The sequence below is a fragment of the Dactylosporangium darangshiense genome, assembly GCF_039537565.1.
GTDB lineage: Bacteria > Actinomycetota > Actinomycetes > Mycobacteriales > Micromonosporaceae > Dactylosporangium > Dactylosporangium darangshiense.
On sequence record NZ_BAABAT010000001.1, the window covers coordinates 637,752 to 653,835 of the forward strand.

Sequence of the window (16,084 nt, forward strand, 5' to 3'; positions counted from 1 at the left end):
CAGCCGCTACAGCCCTTCGGACACGGCCGCGGCGACCTTGAGCCAGGCGTCGCGGCTCGCGGCGGACAGCCCCGGGTAGCGGATCGGCTCGCCCGAGTCGATGAACCGCTCGTAGGGCACGATCAGCACGGTTCGCGTGCGGGCGGCGAAGTGCCGGGTGATCGCCGGTACGTCCACGTGCCGCCGGCTGGGCGGCATCGACACGACGGTCACGGCCTGGCGCACCAGCCGCTGCCGCCCGTGCTGCTCGAGATGGTCGAGCATGCGCGAGGCGGTCTCCGCCGAGTCGTTGCGCGCCGACATCGTGACGACGAGCTGGTCGGTCGCGTCGATCGCGGCCTGCCAGTTCTCGGCGCGCACGTTGTTGCCCGTGTCGACCACGATCAGCTTGTAGAACCGGCTGACGACGTCGCGGATCTCCCCGAACGCGTCCGCGGTCAGCATCTCGCCGGCGGTCGCCGACTCGTCCGACGCGAGCACGTCGAACATGCCTTCGCCCTGCGCCCGCACGTACTGCGACAGGTCGCCGACCCGCCCCTGCGCCCCTTGGAAGTTCTCCAGGTCGTGCAGCAGGTCGCGCACGGTGCGCGTGTGGAAGTCCTGCTGCGCCCGCATGCCGAGCGTGCCCTGGGTCTCGTTGTTGTCCCAGGCCAGCACGTACCCGCCGCGCTTCTGCCCGAAGGTCATCGCCAGCAGCAGCACGGCGACGGTCTTGCCGGCCCCACCCTTGGGGTTGACGACGGTGACCTGCCGCAGCCCGCCGAAGTTCCGGCGGACCATCTCGACTTCCTGCCGGAACTCCATCTCCCGCCGCCCCGGCGGCAGCGCGACGAGCCCCATGGTCGACTTGGACAGCGCCCCGCGCACGCCACGGGAGGCGACGGGATCGACCGGCTTGGCCTGCCGCCGCCGCGCGAACTCCTCGGCGGTCGGCGTGACCCCGTCGTGCCAGTGGTCCTGCGGCATCGGCGGCAGCGGCGGAATGACAACCCCCGGCGCACCTTGCCCATTGGCCGGGTACACGGGCAGCCCATCCGGCGTGTACCCCACCGGCGGCCCATAGGGCGGCTGCCCAGGTTGCCCCGGATACCCCGGTTGTCCGGGCGGCGGCATGTACCCCGGCTGCGGAGGCTGCCCAGCGTCAGCCGGGAACGGCACCTGCCCCGGCGGCGGCATCGGAGGCATCCCAGGAGGCGGCCCCACAGGCGGTGCACCAGGCGGCGGCCCCATCGGCGGCGGCCCGACGATCGGCGCACCCGGCGGCGGCCCCACTGGCGGCGCTCCTGGAGGCGGTCCCATTTGTGGCGCGTCAGGTGGCGGCCCTACTGGCGGCATAGGTCCACCGGACGGATAAAACGGCATTTGTCCGGCATTCGGTCCGGATGGCTGGAACGGCATCACGGGCGCCGGCGCACCAGACATGGGGGCGCCGGGCATCGGCGGACCTGGGACGGGGCCGTGCATAGGGCCAGGCGGCGGCCCGGGAACCGGCGGCACAGGAGAACCGGGCGCCGGCAGGGTGGGCAGCGGCGGCACCGGCGTAGGCCCGTGTACCGAGTCCTCATGCAACGGCGAAAGCGGATCCGGCCCAGGTAGCCCAGAGGCCGGCGGCGCGGAGAACGGACTCGGCGGTCCCGAGATCGGCCCGGGCGGTCCCGAAACGGGCGGCCCGGCGAACGGGCTCGGCGGTCCGGACGCCGGCGGCGCCGAGAAAGGGCTGGGCGGTCCCGAAGCCGGCGGCGCGGAGAAGGGGCTCGGCGGTCCCGAAGCCGGCGCCCCAGGCATCGGCGGTCCGGAGTAAGGCGCGCCAGGCAGCGGCGGGGCGGACGAAGGAGCTCCGGGGAGTGGCGCGCCGAAGGAAGGCGGTCCCGAGACCGGAGTGCGCGGGGACGGCACCGCGGGAGGCTCGCCATAAGGGCCGCCGATCGGGATCCCGCCCTGGACCGGAATGCCGCCACCGCCCGAAACCGGGATCGCGCCCGCGCCTTGGACCGGGACGCCGGCCGGGCCGGGCACCGGCTCGCCGCCCGCCGGGGCGTGCGGGACCGGGCGGCCGTGCTGTGGCCCCGAAGGGTCGGCGGGCACGGGCGGCCATGCCGTCGGCGGCGTCGGTGGCTCCACGCTGCCCGGCGGCTGCGACCACGGCGAACCGACATGCTGATCGGGGCCGTCGCCGGGCGCTGCCGGGCGATCACCCCGGCGGTCGACGTTCTCGTCCGGCGGCCAGACCATGTCGTTCACGCTGGATTCCCTCCCCGCGGTGCCCTACCACCGTAAGCGACGAGGCCAGCCGCGGCGAGCCGGTGTTCCGAGGGCCCTATGGCACGTAGACGGCCCAGGCGGCGCGTTCCATCCACCAGGATCGCTTGTGGGTCAGGGTGCCCTCCACGCCGTCGTCGACGAAGGGGACCTCGGCCCGCGGGGAGATGGCCACGGCGCGGCCGTGTGCGCGGCGGACCTGGATCTCCACCCGCGGGCGGCGGAAGAGGCCACGCGAGGCGACCGGGAGCGCCACGGCCACGTCCAGCACGCCGTCGTCCATCGCGGGGTTGGTCACCAGCGGCAGGCCGTCCACGGTGGCGTACCGCGAGGCGTTCGCCACCACCGACATGAGGACCGGCTCGGTGCCGTCGGCGAGGACGGCGTCGTCGACCTCGACGCGGGCCAGGTAGGTGGCGGTGGTGCCGGCCGCGTCCACGCCGCCGAGCAGGGCGCCGTCCAGCGTGACCGAGCCGCCGTCGTTGCGCAGCAGGTCGAGGCGGCGGACCTTGCCGCCCAGCACGGCCGCGGCGACCTCGGCGGGCACGCGCGGCAGGCCCAGCCGGGTGGCGAGGTCGGTCGCGTCGGGGCCGAGCGGCAGGATGCCGATGGGGGGCAGGTCGGGGATGGTGCGGTCGCCGGCGAGGTCGTCGGGGCGCTTGCTCGCCGCCGGGGCGTACATCCGCACCAGCCGGCGCATCACGGCCCGCAGCTGGGCGTCGGCGGCCGTCGCGACGATCACGCGGGACTCGGGCAGCGCGCGCAGTGCCTCGTCGATCTCCTTGTCGTCGTGGGCGACGACGGTCCGGACATCGGCACTTGAGGTGCGCAATGCGTCGCGGCAGGCGAGAATGGGGGTGCGCGTGCCGCACGCGCCGCCGTCGCAGCCGCATTGCGAGTCCTCGCCGAGCGTGAGCAGCACGATGTCGACCACCGTCGTCAGCCTGCCTTTCCGAAGGTTGTTAGCCTGGCACCCTGGGCGAACGCGGGTCGCCCGACCTTGGAGGGCGAGCAGACATGCCAGCGATCGTGCTCATCGGCGCACAGTGGGGCGACGAGGGCAAGGGCAAGGTTACCGACATGATTGGCGGCGACGTCGACTACGTCGTGCGCTACTCCGGCGGCAATAACGCGGGTCACACCGTGGTGACGCCGGACGGGCAGAAGTTCGCACTGCATCTCATGCCGTCCGGGGCTCTGTGGCCCAACGCGGCGATCGTGATCGGCAATGGCGTCGTCGTCGACCCCAAGGTGCTGCTGACCGAGATCGACGGTCTGGCCGAGCGGGGCGTCGATGTGTCCCGCCTGATGATATCGAGTGACGCGCACCTCATCATGCCGCACCACCGGGCGCTGGACCGGGTGGTCGAGCGCTACCTCGGCTCGTCGCGCATCGGCACGACCGGGCGCGGCATCGGGCCGGCCTATGGCGACAAGGTCGCGCGCATGGGCATCCGCGTGCAGGACCTGCTCGACCCGGGCATCCTGCGCAAGAAGCTCGAGATCGTGCTGCGCGAGCGCAACCAGGTGTTGTTCAAGGTGTACAACCGCAAGGAGATCGACGTCGACGCGGTGGTGGAGGAGTACCTCACCTACGCCGAGCGCATCCGGCCGTACATCACCGACACCCGCCAGGAGCTGTGGAAGGGCCTGGAGCAGGGCCGCACGGTGCTGCTCGAGGGCGCCCAGGCCACGATGCTCGACATGGACCACGGCACCTACCCGTTCGTGACGTCCTCCAACCCGACCGCGGGCGGTGCCTGCGTCGGCGCCGGCATCCCGCCGACCGCGATCACGCAGGTCATCGGCGTGACCAAGGCCTACACCACGCGGGTCGGCTCGGGGCCGTTCCCGACCGAGCTGTTCGACGAGAACGGCGTGCACCTGCGCAAGATCGGCCGGGAGTACGGCACGACGACCGGGCGCGAGCGGCGCACCGGTTGGTACGACGCGGTCGTCGCCAAGTACGCCACCCGGCTCAACGGCATCACCGACCTGGTGGTGACCAAGCTCGACGTGCTCTCCGGCCTGGAGAAGGTGCCGATCTGCGTCGCCTACGAGGTCGACGGCAAGCGCACCGACGACATGCCGATGACGCAGACGGAGTTCCACCACGCCACGCCGGTGTACGAGGAGCTGCCGGGCTGGTGGGAGGACATCTCACAGGCCCGCTCGTTCGACGAGCTGCCGGCCAACGCGCAGCGCTACATCGAGCGGATCGAGGAGCTCGCCGGCACCCGCGTGTCCATCGTGGGAGTGGGACCGGGCCGGGATGAAAACGTGGTCCGGCACGCCCTGATCTAGGCTGCTCCAGTGCGCGTTCTTCTCATCGGTACCGGCGCCCGCGAGCACGCGATCGCCGCCGCCCTGGCCGCCGACCCGGCCGTGACCGCCCTCGTCTGCGCGCCCGGCAACCCGGGCATGGCAGCGTTGGGCGCGCTCGCCGACGTCGACGCCCTGGACCCGGGGGCGGTCGCCGCGCTCGCGGTCGAGCAGGGCGCCGACCTGGTCGTGGTCGGGCCGGAGGCGCCGCTGGTGGCCGGTGTCGCCGACGCGGTGCGGGCGAAGGGCATACCGTGCTTCGGCCCGTCGCAGGCGGCGGCGCAGCTGGAGGGCTCGAAGGCGTTCGCCAAGGACGTGATGCGCGCGGCCGGCGTGCCGACCGCGCGCTCGTTCGTGTGCACCACGCCGGAGGAGCTCGCCGCGGCGCTGGACGAGTTCGGCCCGCCGTACGTGGTCAAGGACGACGGGCTCGCGGCCGGCAAGGGCGTGGTGGTCACCGAGGACCGCGACGCCGCGCTCGTGCACGGCGCCGCCTGCGGGCGGGTCGTGGTCGAGGAGTACCTGGCCGGCCCCGAGGTGTCGCTGTTCGTGGTGACCGACGGCGTCTCCGCGGTGCCGCTGCAGCCAGCACAGGATTTCAAGCGCATCTTCGACGGCGATCGCGGGCCGAACACCGGCGGCATGGGCGCCTACTCGCCGCTGCCCTGGGCCCCGCCGGACCTCGTCGAGCAGGTCATGGCGAGCGTGGTCCAGCCGACGCTGGCCGAGATGCGCCGACGGGACGCCCCGTTCGGCGGCGTGCTGTACGTCGGCCTCGCCCTCACCGCCGACGGCCCGAAGGTCATCGAGTTCAACTGCCGCTTCGGCGACCCGGAGACCGAGGCCGTGCTGGCCCGGCTCGAGACCCCGCTGGCCGGCGTCCTGCACGCCGCCGCGGTCGGCCGGCTCGCCGAGGACCCGCCGCTCGCCTGGCGCTCCGGCGCCGCGGTCTGCGTGGTCATGGCGAGCGCCGGCTATCCGGAGTCGGCCCGCAAGGGCGACGTGATCGCCGGCGCCGACGGTGTGCCGGGCGTGCTGCACGCCGGCACCGCCCGCCGCGAGGACGGCGCCCTCGTCACCGCCGGCGGCCGGGTGCTGGCCTGCACGGCGCTCGGCGCGACGCTCGGCGAGGCCCGCGACGCCGCCTACGCGCTGGTGCGCGGCATCGGCTTCGAGGGCGCGCAGTTCCGCACCGACATCGCCCGCGCCGCCATCGACGGAAATATCTCGCTGCCGTAGGCAACCCCGCCGTCGCGGCCGTCCGTTTTCCCGATGTACCCACCGGGGAGGGCGCGCATGACGGACGAGCAGTCCTATCGCGAGTATGTCGCGGGCAACCTCGACCGCCTGCGCCGCACGGCGTTCCTGCTGTGCGGCGACTGGCACACGGCCGACGACCTGACCTCGACGGTCCTGGTCAAGCTCTACCGCCACTGGAAGCGGGCGCAGCAGTTCGAGAACCTCGGCGCCTACGTGCGCCGCATGCTCCTGCGCGCGTGGCTCGACGAGCGCCGGCGCCCGTGGCACCGCCGCGAGACGAGCACCGACGTGCTGCCGGACCCGGCCGGAACGGACGCCACGAGCGCGTCCGACACCGACCGGCGCCTGTCCGTGCTCTCCCTCCTGGGTGCGCTGCCGCCCCGCCGCCGGGCCGTGCTGGTCCTGCGGTACTTCTGCGACCTCTCCGTAGAAGAGGTCGCCGAGGCCATGGGCTGCAGCGAAGGCACCGTCAAGAGCCAGACCGCCCGCGCGTTGGAGTCGCTGCGGGCGAACCTCGGCAAGGAGGAACCGCTGTGGACCTGATGCAGGCCATGCAGGCCGCGACCGAAGACCCGCCACCGACGACCATCGACGTCGACCAGCTCATCACCCGCGAGCGGCGTCGCAGCCGCACCATCGACCGGACCCTCGGCGCCGCGATCGCCGCCGGGCTGGTCGTCGCCGCCCTCGCCGTGCCGCGTTACGGCAACGACACGAGATCCGGTGAGGGGCCGCCACCGGCCGTGGTCGCGGCGCCGCAGACGGCCGCGACGCCGGGCCGGGTCCGCAGCCAGCCCCCGGACGTGATCGGCGGCAACAGCCCGTTCGTCGGGGTGTCGGGCCCGGAGGACCTGCTGCCGCCGTGCCAGATGCCGACGATCCCCGCCCCGTCGGGCCCCGGGCGCACGATGAGCCCGCCGCCGAAGACCCCGGGCGTCAAGCCCTGCGAGGTCCTCGTCCCGCGGCTGCAGAACGCGCTGAACGATGTGCTGCGCCGCGAGCTGCCGGGTATGACGGTGACCAACCTCGACGGCACCGCGCTGCCGCCGAACTTCCGCCGCAACTGGTACTCCGCGGACTACTACAGGACCCAGCTGGCGGTCGGCACCAACGGCGGCGTCATGTACGTCGAGATGAACCCCGGCGACCCGGCGGATGCGGGCAACGAGGAGTTCCACGACTACCCCGACCTCGGCGGCCTCAGCGTGCGGGTCACGCACGCGGACGGCACCCAGGTCTTCGTCTCCACCGGCAAGAACCCGGGCGTGACCAAGGAGCAGGCGCTCGCCGTCGCCCGGGACACGACGCTGACGCTCTTCTGAGGACCCGTCAAGCGGTCACCGCGCACCCGCACGGGTCGCGGTGACCGCGGTGATGGCGCGCCCGCGGACCTGGGCGACGGTGAAGCGCCAGTCCTGCACCGCGACCGTGTCGCCGGGCGCGGAGGGCAGCCGGCCGAGGCGGGCGAGCACCAGCCCGGCGACGGTGGTGAACGGCGCGTCCGGCGAGAGCTCCAGCCCGATGCGGACGTCCGCGAGGTCGTGCACCGGGAACGTGCCCGGCAGCAGCACGCTGCCGTCGGCGTTGTGCCGCACCGGCGGGCCGGTCATCGACCCGAACACCTCCTCGACCACGTCGGCGAGCGTGACGATGCCGTCGACGGCCCCGCGCTCGTCCACGACCAGCGCAAACTCCTGGCGTTCGGCCTTGAACTGCTGCAGGGCGCCGGCCAGCGGCAGCGACTCCGGCAGCAGCAGCGCGGGGCGCATCACGTCGCGGACCGTGCCGCCGGACGCGGTGACGAGGTCGGCCCAGTGCACGATGCCGGCCGCGCTGTCGAGGTCGCCGCTGTCCACGACCGGCGCCCGGGCGTGGCCGGTCGCGGCGAGCGCGGCGGCTGCCTCCGCAACGGTCGCGTTCGAGGGAAGAGCAAAAACCATCGGCCTCGGTACCAGCACAGCCCGCACGGTCCGCGCCGCGATCTCGACGGCGCCGGAGATGATCTCGCGCTGCTGGCGGGTGAAGGCGGGCTGGGTGGCGACGAGGTCGCGCAGCTCGTCCGGGCCGATCTCGTCCTGCCGGCGGTGCGGGTCGGCGCCCGCCGCACGGACCACGAGGTCGCTCGCCGCCGACAGCACCCAGTTGGCCGGGCGCAGCAGCATCGACAGCAGCCGGATCGGGCGGGCGGCCAGCATGGCCCAGCCCTCCGCGCGCTGCATGGCGATCCGCTTGGGCGCGAGCTCGCCGAGCACGAGGGTGACGAAGGTGAGCGCGAGGGTGACCGCCACGACGGAGATCGGACCGGCCGCGCCGCCGAGGAAGCCCAGCAGCGGCTCGACCGGCTCGCTCAGCGACACCGCAGCGGTGGCCGAGGCCAGAAACCCGGCCAGCGTGATGCCGATCTGGATGGTGGACAGGAAGCGGTTCGGGTCACGGGCGAGGCCGGCCAGGGCGCGGCCGGCGCCGTCGCGCCGTTCGAGCCGGCGCAGCTGGCCCTCACGCAGGGAGATGAGCGCCATCTCGCTGCCGGCGAACGCCGCATTGAGCAGGGTGAGGACGAGGACGAGGGCGAGTTCGAACCACAGACTGTCCATCGGACGACCAAGGCTAGCCGTCCTAGCTGGGAAAGAGCTGACGGCGAACGACCTTGCCGGTGGCGTTGCGTGGCAGGGCCGTCACGAAGTACACGTCGCGGGGGACCGAGAAGCGGGCCAGCCGATGGCGCACGTACTCGCGCACGGCGTCGGCGTCGACCCGCTCGCCGGGGTGCAGCGCGATCCAGGCGGCGAGCCGCTGGCCGAACTCCTCGTCCAACACGCCGGCCACGGCCACCTCGCGCACCTGGGGCAGCTCGGCGATGACGTCCTCGACCGCGGCCGGGTACACGTTCTCGCCGCCCGAGATGACCATGTCGTCCTCGCGGCCGTCGACGAAGAGCAGCCCGTCGGCGGAGAGGTGGCCGACGTCGCCGGTGGCGATGAGGTCGCCGTGGTACTCCCGGCCGGTGCCGTTGGTGTAGCCCTCGAAGAGCATGTCGTTGCCGACGAAGATCCGCCCGACCTCGTTGGGCGGCAGCTTTGCGCCGCGGTCGGAGAGGATCGCCACGCGCGTGCCGTGCGGCGGGCGCCCCGCCGTGCCCGGCGCCGAGCGCAGCTCCTTCGGCACGGCGATCGAGGCCCACGACGCCTCCGTCGAGCCGTACAGGTTGTAGAGCACGTCGCCGTACGCATCCATGAAGCGCGTGGCCAGCGGGCCGGTCAGCGCCGAGCCCGAGACAGCCACCACCTTCAGCGTCGGCGCGGCGACGGCGCCGGGCGCCTCGAGCATGCGTTGCAGCATCACCGGTACCGCGAACAGCGACGTGCAGCCGTGCGCGTTCACGGCCGCCAGCGTGCTCGCCGGCGCGAACCGGCGGGTCAGCACGATCGTGCCGCGCAGCGCCAGGCACAGCTGCAGCGCGGCGAGCCCCCAGGTATGGAACAGCGGCGCTGCGACGAACATGCGCTCGCCGGCGTTGAGCGGGATGCGCGACACGACTGAGGCGAGCGGGGCGAGCCCGGCCGGGTTCCTGCGCCGGGCGCCCTTCGGTGCACCGGTCGTGCCGCTGGTCAGCACCACGATCGAGCCGGGCTCCGCCGGCGGGTCGAGGTCGGCCGACGGCGAGCGGACGATCAGCCCGTCGATGCGCTCGGTGGACAGCCGCGGCAGGTTCGGCGGCACGGCGGCGAGCATGCCCAGGAACGTGTCGTCGTGCAGCAGCAGCGAAAGGCTCTGGTCGTGCGCGACGGCCTCGATCTGCGCGTTGCCGAGGCCGGTGTTGACGAGGACCGCCTGCGCGCCGAGGGCGACGACCGCCATCAGCGACTCGATCATGGCGGCCGAGTTCTCGCAGAGCAGCCCGACGCGGTCGCCGGGGCGCACGCCGTGCCCGGCGCGCAGCGCATTAGCGAGCCGGCGCACCCGCAGGTCGAGCTCGCCATAGGTGACCGTGCGGTGCTCGTCGTGGATGGCCACCCGGCCAGGGTCGCGGGCGGCGGCCGAGCGCATCTCGCCGAAGACGCCGAAGCCCCAGCGGCGCAGGGCGTTGACCTGGCGGAGGACGCGGGTGGGGCTGGCGGGGTTGAGGACCTTGCGGCGGGCGAGCGTGCGAAGTACGAATCCGGCGTCCATGGCGGGGGACTCCTTGGGGTTTGGAACATTTCGGCCGTGCCGGCACGATATGCCCGGCACGGCCGACTTGCCAGTTTTAGCGGATGTACGTTCCCGAGATCGCGCGGGAGATCACCAGGCGCTGGATCTCGCTGGTGCCCTCGAAGATCGTGTAGATCTTGGCGTCGCGGTACCACCGCTCGACGGGGTGCTCGCGCAGGAACCCGGCGCCGCCGAGGATCTGCACGGCCTTCTCGGTGACCGCCACGGCCACCTCGCCGGCCTTGAGCTTGCTCATCGAGCCCTCGCCGGCCTCGAACGTGCGGTTGTTGCGCCCCATCCAGGCGGCGCGCCAGACGAGCAGGCGGGCGGCGTCGATCTCCATGCGCATGTCGGCCAGGGCGAACGCGATGGCCTGGTTCTCGATGATCGGCCGGCCGAACTGCACCCGGCCCTTGGCGTACTCCAGCGCGTACTCGTACGCGGCGCGCGCCACGCCGAGCGCCTGCGCGCCGACGGCCGGGCGGGACAGCTCGAACGTGCGCATCGCCGCCTGCCCCTGCGCCTTGCGGCCCTCGCGGGCGCGGGCGATGCGGGCGTCGAGCGCCTCCTTGCCGCCGAGCAGGCACGAGCCGGGCACGCGCACGTCGTCGAGGAACACGTCGGCGGTGTGCGAGGCGCGCAGGCCGAGCTTCTTGAGCTTCTTGGCGCCGTTGAGCCCGGGCGTGCCCGGCGGCACGATGAACGCGGCCTGGCCCCGCGAGCCGAGCTCGGGTTCGACGCTCGCGGTCACCACGTGGACGTTGGCGATGCCGCCGTTGGTCGCGTAGGCCTTCTGGCCCGACAGCACCCACTCGTCGTTCGCCTCGTCGTAGCGGGCGCGGGTGCGCATCGAGGCGACGTCGGAGCCCGCCTCGGGCTCGGTGGTGCAGAACGCGGCCACCTTGGGGTCGGCGGCGTCGCCGAAGCACTGCGGCACCCACTCGACCATCTGGTCCGGAGTACCACTTCCATAAATGGCGGCGACGGCGAGGCTGGTGCCGAAGATAGCCATGCCGATGCCGGCATCGCCCCAGAACAGCTCCTCGTTGGCGAGGCACAGCGCGAGGCCGGAGGGGTCGGCCCAGGCGTTGGCGAGGAACTCGAAGCCGTAGAGCCCGATCTTCGCCGCCTCCTGGATCACCGGCCAGGGAGTCTCCTCGCGGGCGTCCCACTCCGCGGCGGCCGGGCGCACGACGTCGGCCGCGAAGCCGTGCACCCAGTCGCGGAGGTCCCGCTGTTCCTCGTTCAGGTCGAGCGAGAACTCGGGCATGGATCAGGCCTTGGGGATGTCGAAGAGGTTCGCGATGTTGGCGGCCAGGGCCAGGTCGCCCTTGGCCTTGAGCTTGCCCGTCATGAACATCATCATGGGGTTGCCGACACCGGAGACGACCTTGAGGAAGTCGACCGGGCCGACGGTGATCGAGAGCTTGGCGTCCTGGTCGGGGCTCGGCGACAGCACGCACTTGCCGTCGGCGATGACCAGCTCGTAGGAGTCGACGCCGCCGTCCGCCGCGCCGGTGATGTTCCAGTGGATGACGGCGTTGGTCGAGCCGGCGCGGTCGGGCCGGAACAGCTCGGGGAACCGGGAGAAGATCGTGTCCAGGATCGTCTTACGCTGCGGGCTGTTCATGATTTCGGCCAGCTGCGAGTCCGGCGCGCCCTTCACGAGCTGCGCGAACTGCTTGGGGTCGACGCTGTTGAAGTCGCCCAGGGCGTCGAGAACGGACATGGGTGTGCCCTCCGTTGGAATTAAGCTACTCGTGCGTAACCTTACGCACGAGTAGGTAAGGTGGCAAGGTGTTGAAACGGCTTCCGCGCGTGGTGCGCGAGCAGCAGATGCTCGACGCCGCGGTCAAGGTCTTCTCCGACCGGGGGTTCCACGCGGCGTCGATGGACGAGATCGCGGAGGTCGCCGGCATCTCCAAGCCGATGGTGTACGCCTACCTCGGCACGAAGGAGGAGCTCTTCCTGGCCTGCCTGCAGCGCGAGGCCACCCGACTGATGGAGGCCGTCGCTGCCGGGGTGCGCCCCACCGCCCGCCCCGACGAGCAGCTGTGGAACGGGCTGCGCGCGTTCTTCGCCTTCGTCGGCGCGCACCGCGACGGCTGGCGGGTCCTCTACCGGCAGGCCCGTAGCGAGCCGCACTTCGCCGGCGAGCTCGCCGGCATGCGCTCCCGGATCGTGGAGGTCGTCGCCGGCCTGCTCGAGGACGCCTGCTCCAAGGGCGAGGCCCGGGTGCCGGCCCGCCCGGACGACTTCCTGGCCATGGCCTACGCCTACGTCGGCGCCGCCGAGTCGCTCGCCGACTGGCTGGCCGACCACGAGGAGGAAGACCACGAGCAGACCGCCACCCGGATGATGAACTTCGTCTGGGTCGGCGCCGAAGCGCTGCTGCAGGGCCGCGTCTGGCGCGCCGCCGACGCCCAGGACGGGGCCTAGACCGGGTAGCCCACCTGGGGGACCTGCGAGAGCCCGACGGCGAAGATGACGGTGAGCAGCACCAGCGCGCCCACGACGGTGGCGGTCTGCAGAGCTGTTCGCTGTTTCTGCGGCGCATAGGCGAGGCCGACGGCGACGATCGCGCCCGTGACCAGGCCTCCGACGTGTGCCTGCCACGAGATGTAGCTGGAGAAGCCGAACGTGATCACCAGGTTGATGACCAGCACGGGCACGATGCCGGCGACGCTCAGCTTCAGGCGGCGCAGCACCACGATGAGCGCGGCGAACAGGCCGAAGATCGCGCCCGAGGCGCCGGCGCTCGGGGTGTTGGGCGCGCCGAGGATGAACGCCAGCACGCTGCCGCCGAGCCCGGACAGCAGGTAGAGGGCCAGGAACCGCCACCGGCCCAGCGCCGCCTCGAGCGGCCGGCCGACCACCCACAGCGCCCACATGTTGGTGGCCAGGTGCAGGATGCCGAAGTGCAGGAACATCGAGGTGAACAGGCGGTAGTACTCGCCGTCGGCCACGCTCGGCCCGGCCACCCGGAAGCCCTGGCCGTTGTCGGTGGCGAAATACGGCACGAGGGCGCCCCAGCGGTGCAGCGGGGTGAGCCCGCCGATCAGCCCGCCGAGGCCACCGCCGCCGAGGCCCTGCGCGGCGTCGCGGCCAGCGCTGATCAGGGCGATGACGAATACCAGCACGTTGATGACGATCAGCGTGATCGTCACCGTGCCCTCGGCGCCCGCGCGGGTGCCGCCGAACGCCGTGCGGACCTGGCGCTGCGTCTTGGTCCCCGAGCGGACGCAGTCCGGGCACTGGAAGCCGACCGATGCCTCGTTCATGCAACTGGGGCAGATCGGCCGGTCACACCGGGTGCACCGGACATACGTCTCGCGGTCGGGGTGCCGGTAACAGACAGGAACCACGTTCGCCGGCGGCTGAGTCATGCGACAAGGTTAGCCAGTCACGACCGTGGTTCCGCCGCCGCGGATCACCCGGCGATCTCCGCGGCGGTCGCGCCGCGCTATCAGGCGGTGCGCTCGATGTCCACCCGCTCGATCACGATGTCGTCCACCGGGCGGTCCATGCGGGCCGTGCGGGCGGCCGCGATCTGGTCGACGACCTTGCGGGAGTCGTCGTCGGCGACCTCGCCGAAGATCGTGTGCTTGCCGTTGAGGTGCGGGGTGGGCCCGACCGTGATGAAGAACTGCGAGCCGTTGGTGCCCTGGCCGAAGCGGATGCCGGCGTTGGCCATGGCGAGCAGGTACGGCCGGTTGAAGGCCAGCTCGGGGTGGATCTCGTCGTCGAAGTTGTAGCCCGGGCCGCCCGTGCCGGTGCCCGTCGGGTCACCGCCCTGGATCATGAAGCCCGAAATGACTCGGTGGAAGATGACGCCGTCGTAGTACGGACCCTTGCCGGCCTCGCCCGTGCGCGGGTCGGTGTAGTCCCTGGTGCCCTCGGCGAGCTCCACGAAGTTGCGCACCGTCTTGGGCGCGTGGTTGGGGAACAGCTCGAGCCGGATGGGCCCGACGTTGGTGTGCAGCGTCGCGAACAGTTGCTCGGCCACCAGTTCTCCCTTTCCTTGGTGACATTCCGTCATCACCGTATCCGACGGGGATTCTGCCGGATCCGGGTGTACGGGACGCCGGTTCGTTGCAGGATGGCCGGAGCGGACCTGCTCCTGAGGTTCTCCCTGGTCGGATCGGGGTAACCGGGGATGGACGGGTTTACGCGCCTCGGGAGGTGGAGCAAGTGTTTCGACGTCGTCAGGTGCTGTCGCACAGCCGGCTCATGCGGGACGAGCTCGGTGAGAGCCTGGACCACCTGCGGATGGCCGCGGCCCACGCCGCCGATGGCGCCTCGGGCGCCTTGGCGCCGCGCGTGGACGCCGCTCGCAAGGCCATGCAGCCCCGCCTGGAGAACGGCATGAACCGCGCCAAGGGCGGCATGGACACGGTCATGATCGTGGCCCGGGAGCGCTCGCAGACGGCCGGCCGGAAGGCCGCGAAGATGGGGCGCAAGGGGAAGATGAAGAAGAGTGAGATGGGGTCGCGCCGCTGGCCGATGGCCCTTGGCGGGCTGGTGCTGGCGAGCGTCGCGATCGGCGCCGCGAGTTCGATGCTGCGCCGCCGCCGCGACCAGCAGGCGTGGGACGAGTACGGCTCGACCCGCACCCCGGCTGAAGGCGGCTCGGTGCTGGGCACCGCGAAGTCCACGATGGACGCCGGCATCGACAAGGCGAAGACGATGGGGGAGGCGGCCAAGGACCGCGCCTCGGACCTGATCGGCCACAAGAGCACGAACCCCGGGCCGGCCGGCAGCGGGGAGTACGACAAGCATCCGATGCCGAACACCGCGTCGAAGAACGGCCGCTCGTAGCGCGCGATCGCGTAGGCGGGCCGTCCCCGGTCACGGGGGACGGCCCACCTATGTGCAAGGGATCTCTACAGCCAGCCGCTCTTGCGGAAGCCCCAGAACAGCGCGGCCGAGCCGCCGACCATCAGGGTCATGACGCCCGGATAGCCGAAGACCCAGTGCGTCTCGGGCATGAAGTCGAAGTTCATGCCGTAGATGCCGGCGATCGACGTGACCAACGCGGCGATGGCGGCCCAGGCGGCGATCTTGCGCATGTCGTTGTTCTGCTCGACGCTGGTCTGCGCCAGCCGCGCGGCGAGCACCGAGTTGATGACGTCGTCGAGGTACAGCACCTGCTCGATGGCTCGCGCGAGGTTGTCGCCGACGTCGCGGAAGTACCGCCGGATCTCGTCCGGCACCTCCGAGAGCTGCCCGCTCACCAGCGCGCTCACCGGCCGCTGCAACGGCAGGACCGCCCGCTTGAACTCCATCAGCTCCCGCTTGAGCTGGTAGATGCGCTGGATGCGGTCGGCGCCGCGCTTGCCGCCCCGCCCCCGCTGCGGCGCGAACACCTGGTCCTCGACCGCGGCGATGTCCTCCTCGATCTCGGTGGCCACCTCGACCAGCGCGTCGACGACGCTGTCGGCCACCGCGTAGGCGACGGCCCACGGCCCGCGCTCGAGCACCTCCGGGCGCCGCTCGAGGCCGGAGCGGACAGGTGCGAGCCGGGTCGCATCGCCGTGCCGGACGGTGATGATGAAGTGCTCGCCGATGAACATCAGCACGTCGCCGGTCTCGACCACCTCGCTGGTGTCGGTCAGCTCGTCGTGCTCCACGTACCGCGCCGTGCGCATGGTCAGGAAGATCATCTCGCCGTAGCGCTCGACCTTCGGCCGCTGCCGCGACTGGACCGCGTCCTCGACGGCGAGCTCGTGCAGTTCGAACGTCTCGGCGATCGCCGACATCTCGGCCGCCTGCGGCTCCTTCAGCCCGATCCACACGAACCCGCGGTGGCGGCGAGCGGCGTGCAGGGCCTCGGCGTAATGGCGCTCGCCGGGCTGCCGGACGCCGTCGATGTACAGCGCGCAGTCCACGATGGCGCTCTGATCGGGCGGCCGGGTCGAGGACTTGGGATGCGGTGCGTTGGTGTTGAGCATCCGGGACATCGCCCGCACGGGTCGGGACAGCGCGCGTTGCAGGGGGCGGGCGTAATGCTGCTCTTCGTCGGCCATCTCGACCTCCCTGGGTGAACGAGGTC

15 protein-coding genes are annotated in these 16,084 nt (G+C 72.1%); 6 read left to right on the top strand and 9 right to left on the bottom strand.

Annotated features, from left to right (window positions below; translation table 11 throughout):
• Positions 1 to 6: 6 nt before the first annotated feature.
• Entirely contained in the window at positions 7 to 1,785 is a 1,779-nt protein-coding gene (locus ABD901_RS02800) for a MinD/ParA family ATP-binding protein (RefSeq protein ID WP_380137521.1), read from the bottom strand.
• 532 nt (positions 1,786 to 2,317) lie between these two features.
• Positions 2,318 to 3,193 carry a diacylglycerol kinase family protein gene (locus ABD901_RS02805; protein WP_345120765.1) on the bottom strand — a complete coding sequence of 292 codons (876 nt, stop codon included), beginning with the start codon at positions 3,191 to 3,193 and terminating at the stop codon, positions 2,318 to 2,320.
• Between the two features lie 83 nt (positions 3,194 to 3,276).
• Here ABD901_RS02805 and ABD901_RS02810 point away from each other — a divergent pair, with 83 nt between their 5' ends.
• The 4 genes from ABD901_RS02810 to ABD901_RS02825 are packed head-to-tail and all read left to right on the top strand — an operon-like array spanning position 3,277 to position 7,163.
• The gene (locus ABD901_RS02810) at positions 3,277 to 4,563 is read left to right on the top strand and encodes an adenylosuccinate synthase (RefSeq protein WP_345120767.1); all 1,287 of its coding nucleotides are present in this window, start codon (positions 3,277 to 3,279) and stop codon (positions 4,561 to 4,563) included.
• 9 nt (positions 4,564 to 4,572) lie between these two features.
• Complete coding sequence (purD, locus tag ABD901_RS02815; protein ID WP_345120769.1) at positions 4,573 to 5,820, top strand: phosphoribosylamine--glycine ligase; 1,248 nt, start codon at positions 4,573 to 4,575, stop codon at positions 5,818 to 5,820.
• Positions 5,821 to 5,877: 57 nt separating this feature from the next.
• A complete protein-coding gene (locus tag ABD901_RS02820; RefSeq protein ID WP_345120771.1) occupies positions 5,878 to 6,384 on the top strand; it encodes a SigE family RNA polymerase sigma factor in 507 nt (168 codons plus the stop codon).
• Positions 6,375 to 7,163, top strand: coding sequence for a hypothetical protein (locus ABD901_RS02825; RefSeq protein ID WP_345120773.1), 789 nt, complete (start codon positions 6,375 to 6,377; stop codon positions 7,161 to 7,163). Before ABD901_RS02820 ends, ABD901_RS02825 begins: the two co-directional genes overlap by 10 nt.
• A gap of 15 nt (positions 7,164 to 7,178) precedes the next feature.
• On the opposite strand, the gene ABD901_RS02830 is transcribed toward ABD901_RS02825, so the two are convergent.
• From ABD901_RS02830 to ABD901_RS02845, 4 genes are all read right to left on the bottom strand, one after another.
• The gene (locus ABD901_RS02830; protein WP_345120775.1) at positions 7,179 to 8,435 is read right to left on the bottom strand and encodes a hemolysin family protein; all 1,257 of its coding nucleotides are present in this window, start codon (positions 8,433 to 8,435) and stop codon (positions 7,179 to 7,181) included.
• Positions 8,436 to 8,457: 22 nt separating this feature from the next.
• On the bottom strand, positions 8,458 to 10,011 hold the full coding sequence (locus ABD901_RS02835) for an AMP-binding protein (RefSeq protein ID WP_345120777.1): 1,554 nt from the start codon (positions 10,009 to 10,011) through the stop codon (positions 8,458 to 8,460).
• Between the two features lie 76 nt (positions 10,012 to 10,087).
• Entirely contained in the window at positions 10,088 to 11,302 is a 1,215-nt protein-coding gene (locus ABD901_RS02840) for an acyl-CoA dehydrogenase family protein (protein ID WP_345120779.1), read from the bottom strand.
• A 3-nt stretch (positions 11,303 to 11,305) separates the two neighbouring features.
• The gene (locus tag ABD901_RS02845) at positions 11,306 to 11,761 is read right to left on the bottom strand and encodes an SCP2 sterol-binding domain-containing protein (protein ID WP_345120781.1); all 456 of its coding nucleotides are present in this window, start codon (positions 11,759 to 11,761) and stop codon (positions 11,306 to 11,308) included.
• 107 nt (positions 11,762 to 11,868) lie between these two features.
• Between ABD901_RS02845 and ABD901_RS02850 the strand changes: the two genes are divergently transcribed.
• Positions 11,869 to 12,471, top strand: a complete 603-nt coding sequence (locus ABD901_RS02850) for a TetR/AcrR family transcriptional regulator (protein ID WP_345121152.1) — start codon at positions 11,869 to 11,871, stop codon at positions 12,469 to 12,471.
• On the opposite strand, the gene ABD901_RS02855 is transcribed toward ABD901_RS02850, so the two are convergent.
• Both ABD901_RS02855 and ABD901_RS02860 read right to left on the bottom strand, forming a co-directional pair.
• Positions 12,468 to 13,418: a rhomboid family intramembrane serine protease gene (locus ABD901_RS02855; protein WP_345120783.1), complete on the bottom strand. Its 951-nt coding sequence runs from the start codon at positions 13,416 to 13,418 to the stop codon at positions 12,468 to 12,470. The two genes, ABD901_RS02850 and ABD901_RS02855, sit on opposite strands and share 4 nt — an antisense overlap.
• 80 nt (positions 13,419 to 13,498) lie before the next feature.
• Complete coding sequence (locus ABD901_RS02860) at positions 13,499 to 14,038, bottom strand: peptidylprolyl isomerase (protein WP_345120785.1); 540 nt, start codon at positions 14,036 to 14,038, stop codon at positions 13,499 to 13,501.
• Positions 14,039 to 14,223: 185 nt separating this feature from the next.
• Here ABD901_RS02860 and ABD901_RS02865 point away from each other — a divergent pair, with 185 nt between their 5' ends.
• A complete protein-coding gene (locus ABD901_RS02865; RefSeq protein WP_345120787.1) occupies positions 14,224 to 14,850 on the top strand; it encodes a hypothetical protein in 627 nt (208 codons plus the stop codon).
• Between the two features lie 65 nt (positions 14,851 to 14,915).
• On the opposite strand, the gene ABD901_RS02870 is transcribed toward ABD901_RS02865, so the two are convergent.
• A complete protein-coding gene (locus ABD901_RS02870; RefSeq protein ID WP_345120789.1) occupies positions 14,916 to 16,058 on the bottom strand; it encodes a magnesium and cobalt transport protein CorA in 1,143 nt (380 codons plus the stop codon).
• Positions 16,059 to 16,084 lie beyond the last annotated feature (26 nt).